Genomic DNA, 7,005 nt, shown 5'->3' with positions numbered 1-7,005 from the left:
GTAATCCACTACCCGTTTGACCGGTACCAGGATCTTCATGAACTCGCTCCAAAGTTACGTTAACGTCAATCCGCTGTCATTATAACCACACAGCGAATGACGCATTTGTTGTCGATTCAATGCATTTTGTGGCGTTAATTCGTGATGCCCGTCTGAATTGCCGCAAATGCACAATCCGCAAGTCAGCGACGCCATAACGCGACCGGTACGCGCTGTCACGCAACCGATCTACCCCGAACGATCGTGCTATTTTTATGGAAATCTCGACGGGCAGCCAGTCCCCGTGTGGTGCATTTCCTCTAGAGAAATCACCCCGTCGCTCAGGCGCCTATGATCGAATGGCGCACCCGATAATCGCTGTGCCATCGCACGCGTGACGGCCACTCGGCCAACGCGTCAGGAGGAGACATGACTACGTATTCCGAATCGCGCCTGCACGCGAGCGACGGCCTTTCACTGCACGTCCATTGCTGGACGCCCGATACCGGGGGGGCGCGCTTGCGCGCGGTGGTGGCCATCATCCACGGGATGGGCGAGCACGGCGGGCGTTACGCACGCCTGGCGGAGCACTTCGCCGCGCAAGGCCTCGCCACCGTCACTTACGACCTTCGCGGGCACGGCCGCTCGGGCGGCGCGCGCGTCTTTGTGAAGCATTTCGACGAGTACCTCGACGACACTGAAATCTTCCTCACGCACGTGCGCACCCAGTTCGGTCCGGCACCGTTGTTCCTGCTCGGCCACAGCATGGGGGGCGCCATCGCAGCCTTGTACACCATCACCCGGGCACCGGCGAACGTGCGCGCGCTGATGCTGAGCAGCCCGGCGCTCGCGCCCGGTGAGCCCGTCGCCCCATGGATGGTGAAAGCCGGGCGCTGGGTGTCGCGCTGGCTGCCCAAGGTGCCCGTCTTCAAGATCGATCCTGCCATGATCGCGCGCGACAAGGCCGTGGTGGCCGCCGCGAAGCAAGATCCACTCAACGCCTATCGCGGCACGCCGGCGCGCACCGCCGCCGAGCTGCTCGACGCGATGGCGCGCATTCACGCCAACGCCGACGCGCTACGTCTGCCGCTGTACGTCTTCCACGGCACCGCCGACCGGCTCACCGCCCCATGGGCAAGCGAGCAATTCCACGGCAACGCGGGCTCGCAGGACAAGACACTGCGCCTCTATCCCGGGCACTTTCACGAAACGCTCAACGATCTCGATCGCGAAAAGGTCATCGACGAACTGACACAGTGGCTGATGCAACACCTGCCCGACACGCCAGCGGCGCAGCCGACGCAACCGACCGTCGGGGCACACGATAGCGTCTGAGCAATGGCGTCGGCCAGGCACTCGACGCACGCCCGGAACCCCGCACGCGAGCAGGGTCTCGTCACGTGCTGCCCTGCTGCGCGCTACACTGAAGACGTGTGGAACTGCGAGGAGCCTCCGGCATGCAAGCGCAGACGAAATACTCGCCGCAAACGGTCACCGGCATGCATTTCTGGACGCCGACGATCTTCAGTATCAAGACCACGCGACCGCCCGGCCTGCAATTTACAGCGGGACAGTTCGTGCGGCTCGGACTTCCCGACGACGACAGCGAAAGCGGCGAGATGATCTGGCGCCCCTATTCATTGGTGAACTCGCCCAATGAAGATACATTGGAGTTCTACCTGATTACGATTCCCGAGGGGAAACTTACGCCCCGTCTGGCGCAACTCAAGGTCGGCGACACGCTCTTCGTCGATCACATCGCCTATGGCTTCCTGACGCTCGACCGATTCACCGGCGGCGAAGACCTCTGGCTGCTCGCCACCGGTACTGGCCTGGCACCCTTTGTGTCGATCCTGCGCGACCCCGCGGTATGGCACCGCTTCAAACGCCTCTTCGTCGTGCACAGTGTGCGATGGGCGCACGACCTCGCTTATTACGACGAGCTGAAGCATTTCTCGCACCCCGACGTCGATCCGTCGCTGGTCGATAAACTGCATTACGCCGCGTGCGTGACGCGCGAGCAAACGCCAGGCGCGCTGAACGGACGTGTGACGTCGCTGCTGGCGTCAGGCGAGCTGGAGAAGGCGATGGGGGCGACGCTCGACCCGGCCACGTCGCGCATCATGGTTTGCGGTAATCCGGACATGATCAAGGCGCTGCGCGCCTGGTTCACCGACAAGGGATACGCCGTAAGCCGTACGGCGATGCCCGGGCCGCTCGTGCTGGAAAAGCAGTGGTAAGGCGCGAGAACCGCAAAACGATTCGATAAGCACGTTCGGCGCCCAAAACGCATCGGGCGCTTCGGGGCGCCGTCCTCGTCAGTCGGGCCGCTTCGCCCAGTCGGGGGCGCGCTTCTCGATGAACGCTTGCACCCCTTCCAGCGCACAGTCGTCCATCATGTTGCAGGCCATCGTCTGCCCCGCCATCTGATAAGCGGCCTCGATGCCGGTCTCGACCTGCCGGTAGAACAACCCCTTGCCCGCTGCCACCGCCGCGGCGGGCTTCGCCAGGATCGAACGGCATAGCGCCGCCACTTCCGCGTCAAGCCGCTCCATTGCCACCACACGATTGACGAGACCGCGCTCGCGGGCCGTCTGCGCGTCGATGAAATCGCCCGTGAGCAGCATCTCCATCGCCTGCTTGCGCGAGAGATTGCGCGAGAGGGCCACACCCGGCGTCGCGCAGAAAAGGCCGACGTTGATGCCGGAGACAGCGAAGCGCGCCGCCGACGTCGCCACCGCCAAATCGCACATCGCAACCAGTTGACATCCCGCCGCCGTTGCAATGCCATGCACGCGGGCAATGACCGGCTGCGGCATGCGCTGCATCGTCAGCATCACACGCGTGCATTGATTGAACAGCGCGCGGTAGCTGTCGAGCGACGGTTCGGCGCGCATTTCCTTGAGATCGTGTCCGGCACAGAACGCCGGACCGGCGGCCGCCAGCACAACCACGCGCGCGCTGGCATCGCGCTGCGTGTCGTCGAGCGCACGTTGCAGCGCGTCGAGCATCGCTATCGAGAGGGCGTTGAATTGACGCGGGCGATTCAGCGTCAGCGTGACCACACCGGCCAGCTCGCCTTCACCTCGTGTGACGAGAACAAGCGGCTCAGGCGTCGCTGTCGTCGCTTCGGATGCGGTCATGGTCTCTCTCCCGTACCGCGTCGTTTCGCGCGGCATCGCACAGTCGTCAAGCGCGAATTATCAAACGTCGGCGAGCACTTTCAGGTGCGCCACGACACTGCGTCCGAGCGCCGAAAGGTTGTAGCCGCCCTCCAGGCAGCTCACAATGCGCCCCTTCGCATGACGATCCGCCACCGCTTTCACGCGTTCGGTGATCCACGCGAAGTCCGCCTCGGTCAGACCGAGATTGCCGAGGTCATCTTCGCGGTGCGCGTCGAAGCCCGCCGAGAAGAAGATCATCTCCGGACGGAACGCGTCGAGTTGACCCAGCCAGCCGTAGTCGATCGCCTCACGGACCTGCATGCCCGAGGTACGCGCGGCGATCGGAATGTTGAGCATGTTCGGTGCCGGATCGACCGCGCCCGAAAACGGGTAGAAAGGGTGCTGAAAAATGCCGCACATCAGCACGCGTTCATCGTTGCCGAACGCGGCTTCCGTGCCGTTGCCGTGATGCACGTCGAAGTCGACGATCGCCACCCGCGAGAGTCCGTGCACTTCGAGCGCGTGCGCCGCAGCGATGGCCACGTTATTGAACAGACAAAAACCCATGGCGCGCGTAGGCGTGGCGTGATGGCCCGGCGGGCGAACGCTGCAAAACGCGTTGTCGAGCTCGCCGCGCAGCACGGCATCGGTCGCCGCAATCGCCGCACCGGCCGCACGCGTGGCCGCACGCCACGAATACGGGTTGAGCAACGTGTCGGGATCGATCGGGAAATAGCCGGACTCGGGGATGTTGTCGCGAATGAAGTCGATGTGATCCTGCGTGTGCACGAGCCGCAGGCTGGCCTCGTCGGCGGCTGGGGCTTCACGGCGCTCGAGCAGGCCGTCGATGCGTCCTGCGATCAATTGGTCCTCGATGGCACGCAGCCGTTCGGGACATTCCGGATGCCACTCGCCCATTTCGTGACGGATGCAATCGGGGTGCGTATAAAACCCGGTAGCCATTCGGTGTGTCGCCTATCGCTTCGAATCGTTATGGTGGGACGGGTGGGGGACGCCCGCCGTGCCGTGCGCCTCGCGTCCGGTAGCGGCCGGGCGGAGCGCGTGGCATGCGATGCCGCACTACACTGGCGCTCGCTTGCCGATGGCCGGCATCCCCCATGAGTCCTGTCACGGACAGTGCTCAGGCCTTAAGGTATCACAGGTGCACTCGGTTATACTGCCAAGCAGTCTCCCAGCAGACCCGTGTCAGCCGGCAAGGGCCGTTCACCTGAATTTCGGGACGGCGGGAACCGGCATGAATGGTTGATGCTCTCGTTATCGGCGCGTATCGGATCACTGACGCACGCCCTGACGAACGCGTCAACGCGACTAACGCGACGGCGGCCAAGGTGGCTGCGTTGCCTTCGGACTTCATACAGGCCTGACAGACAGCATGACATCACCGGTACGGATGTACGATTCGCTCTCGCCGGCGCACACGCGCCCGCCCCATCGACCGGACACTGACCGCCCTCGCGCGGCTGCCCTGCGCAAACGTGCCGACACCCCCTCCCTCTCGCCACTGTTGCGGCTCGCGCAGGCGTTCGGCGTGGCGCTTTGCGTCGGCACGTTCGCGCTGACGTCTGCCGGCGTGCACGCGCAAACACGCGCCAAGCCGATCGCAAAGGCGGAATTCGAGGAAGAGGTCGTACCGCAACGCTATGCGGCGAACCCCGAGGTCGACGCGTTCATCAACGACCTCGTGGCGCGCGACGGATTCGATCGCGCCGAGCTGCAAAATGTCTTCTCGCGCGTGGTGTTCTCGCAGACGGCGGCGCGTCTGGCGGCACCGCCCGCCACGCCCGGCCAGAAGAACTGGACACGGTACGAGCGGAATTTTCTCGATAACACGCGGATCAACGGCGGCGTGCGTTTCTGGAACCAGAATGCGGCGGCACTCGCGCGCGCGGCGAAACAATATGGGGTGCCCGAGGAGATCATCGTCGCGATCATCGGCGTCGAGACCATTTACGGGCGCAACATGGGCAACTTCCGCACCATCGATGCGCTCACCACGCTGGCGTTCGACTATCCGCCCGCCCGCAACCGGTCGGAGCGCATGGCGCTGTTTCGCAACGAGCTGGAAAACCTGTTGCTCTACGCGCGCGAGCGCGGGGTCGATCCGTTCGGCATCTACGGTTCGTACGCGGGCGCCATCGGCATTCCGCAGTTCATGCCGTCATCGATCCGCAACTACGCCGTCGATTACACCGGCGACGGCAAGATCAACCTCAGGAACGATGTGGCCGACGCCATCGGCAGCGTCGCCAATTTTCTCAAGCAGCACGGCTGGCAGGCGAAACAACCGGTCGTCTGGAATATCGCCGGGGATCGCGGCAGTCAGGGGTTGGCCGAAGCCGGGGCAGACGGGCAACCTGAGCCGCATTGGAAGCTCGGCGACTTCATCAAGGCAGGCATGCTGATGAACGAGCCGCGGCTCGATGTCGGGGCATCGCTCGACACGCCGGTGCTCATCGTCGATCTGCCTACGCCGGGACAAGCCACCGAATACCGCATGGGTCTGACGAACTTCTACGTGCTCACGCGTTACAACCGTAGCTTCTTCTACGCGATGTCGGTGTACGATCTTGCCGACGCGATCAAGGCAGCGCGCGCTCCGTAAGACAGGATGCCGAGCCGCACTCGCCATGCAAAACGGGACCCACTGGGTCCCGTTGTTCATGATGCGAGGCATCCCGTCACGTGCGCGTGACCGGCACCGCGGCGCATTACGCCGGGAACACCCCGGTCGACAAATAACGATCGCCGCGATCGCACACCACGAACACGATCGTGGCATTCTCGACTTCATGCGCCAGATTCAATGCAATCTGGCAGGCGCCCGCAGCTGAGATCCCGCAGAAAATTCCCTCTTCCGCCGCAAGACGGCGCGCCATGATTTCCGCTTCCGCCTGCGTCACGGGGATGGTGCGATCCACACGTGCCCGATCGAAGATCTTCGGCAGGTAGGCTTCCGGCCACTTTCGAATGCCCGGGATGCGCGAGCCTTCGGCGGGTTCGGCGCCGATGATCTGCACCGCGTCGCTCTGCTCTTTCAGATACTGCGATACGCCCATGATCGTGCCCGTCGTACCCATTGCGGAGACAAAGTGGGTAACGCGCCCTTCGGTATCGCGCCAGATCTCCGGACCGGTGCTCTCGTAGTGCGCGAGCGGGTTGTCCGGGTTGGCGAACTGGTCGAGGATGATGCCGCGTCCGTCGCGCTGCATCTGCTCGGCGAGATCGCGGGCGTATTCCATGCCCCCCTTGACTGGTGTCAGGATGATCTCAGCGCCATACGCACCCATGCTCTGACGGCGCTCGATGGAGAGATCTTCCGGCATGACGAGGACCATCTTGTAGCCGCGAACGGCCGCAGCCATCGCCAGCGCAATGCCGGTATTGCCGGACGTGGCTTCAATCAGCGTATCGCCGGGCTTGATGCGGCCGCGCAATTCGGCGTGCTTGATCATCGACAGCGCCGGACGGTCTTTCACCGACCCCGCCGGGTTGTTGCCCTCGAGCTTGCCGAGAATCACGTTGTTGCGGCGACGGATTTCGTCGTCGGGCAAACGCATCAGTTGTACCAGCGGCGTATTGCCGATGGTGTCTTCGATAGTCTTGTAGGCCATTGCGCTAAGCTGTTTCGGTCGGGAATCGGAACATTCTAATCCACCGGCCATGTCCGCGCTCAGGGGAGGGATTTCGGCCGGACATCGCAATGGCGATGCCCGGCCGCCCGTCGGGGCGTCAGAGCTTCGGTGCGCTAGCCGCCGACGGAGCCTTGGCCTTCTTGGATTTGGAGGGCTTTGCCGGGGCTGCGGCGGGCGCGGCCGCCGGCGCCGATGCCGCGGCAGGGGCC

General features: G+C 63.9%; 6 protein-coding genes. 3 read left to right on the top strand and 3 right to left on the bottom strand.

The genetic code is table 11. The features are described from left to right. Window positions 1-408 precede the first annotated feature (408 nt). The gene (locus tag A985_RS24025) at window positions 409-1,314 is read left to right on the top strand and encodes an alpha/beta hydrolase (RefSeq protein WP_017232010.1); all 906 of its coding nucleotides are present in this window, start codon (window positions 409-411) and stop codon (window positions 1,312-1,314) included. Between the two features lie 122 nt (window positions 1,315-1,436). Further along, window positions 1,437-2,219 carry a ferredoxin--NADP reductase gene (locus A985_RS0103360; RefSeq protein WP_017232009.1) on the top strand — a complete coding sequence of 261 codons (783 nt, stop codon included), beginning with the start codon at window positions 1,437-1,439 and terminating at the stop codon, window positions 2,217-2,219. A gap of 78 nt (window positions 2,220-2,297) precedes the next feature. Here the strand turns inward: A985_RS0103360 and A985_RS0103355 are convergent, their stop codons facing one another. Beyond that, the gene (locus tag A985_RS0103355; RefSeq protein ID WP_017232008.1) at window positions 2,298-3,122 is read right to left on the bottom strand and encodes an enoyl-CoA hydratase; all 825 of its coding nucleotides are present in this window, start codon (window positions 3,120-3,122) and stop codon (window positions 2,298-2,300) included. 60 nt (window positions 3,123-3,182) lie between these two features. Further along, the gene (locus A985_RS0103350) at window positions 3,183-4,106 is read right to left on the bottom strand and encodes a histone deacetylase family protein (protein ID WP_017232007.1); all 924 of its coding nucleotides are present in this window, start codon (window positions 4,104-4,106) and stop codon (window positions 3,183-3,185) included. Window positions 4,107-4,536: 430 nt separating this feature from the next. On the opposite strand from A985_RS0103350, the gene mltB reads away from it, so the two are divergent. Further along, on the top strand, window positions 4,537-5,766 hold the full coding sequence (gene mltB, locus A985_RS0103340; protein WP_232424501.1) for a lytic murein transglycosylase B: 1,230 nt from the start codon (window positions 4,537-4,539) through the stop codon (window positions 5,764-5,766). A 106-nt stretch (window positions 5,767-5,872) separates the two neighbouring features. Here mltB and cysM read toward each other — a convergent pair whose 3' ends face one another. Continuing rightward, the gene (gene cysM, locus A985_RS0103335; RefSeq protein ID WP_017232004.1) at window positions 5,873-6,775 is read right to left on the bottom strand and encodes a cysteine synthase CysM; all 903 of its coding nucleotides are present in this window, start codon (window positions 6,773-6,775) and stop codon (window positions 5,873-5,875) included. Between the last annotated feature and the right edge of the window lie 230 nt (window positions 6,776-7,005).

Origin of the sequence: Pandoraea sp. B-6 (genome assembly GCF_000282835.1) — a bacterium.
Classification (GTDB): domain Bacteria; phylum Pseudomonadota; class Gammaproteobacteria; order Burkholderiales; family Burkholderiaceae; genus Pandoraea; species Pandoraea cepalis.
This window is presented reverse-complemented; position numbering and strand designations above follow the sequence as displayed.

Excerpts from the sequence above, each read along its gene's own strand:
- A985_RS24025 (WP_017232010.1), top strand. The coding sequence starts at position 409 with ATGACTACGTATTCCGAATCGCGCCTGCACGCGAGCGACGGCCTTTCA.
- A985_RS0103360 (WP_017232009.1), top strand. The coding sequence starts at position 1,437 with ATGCAAGCGCAGACGAAATACTCGCCGCAAACGGTCACCGGCATGCAT.
- A985_RS0103355 (WP_017232008.1), bottom strand. The coding sequence starts at position 3,122 with ATGACCGCATCCGAAGCGACGACAGCGACGCCTGAGCCGCTTGTTCTC.
- A985_RS0103350 (WP_017232007.1), bottom strand. The coding sequence starts at position 4,106 with ATGGCTACCGGGTTTTATACGCACCCCGATTGCATCCGTCACGAAATG.
- mltB (WP_232424501.1), top strand. The coding sequence starts at position 4,537 with ATGACATCACCGGTACGGATGTACGATTCGCTCTCGCCGGCGCACACG.
- cysM (WP_017232004.1), bottom strand. The coding sequence starts at position 6,775 with ATGGCCTACAAGACTATCGAAGACACCATCGGCAATACGCCGCTGGTA.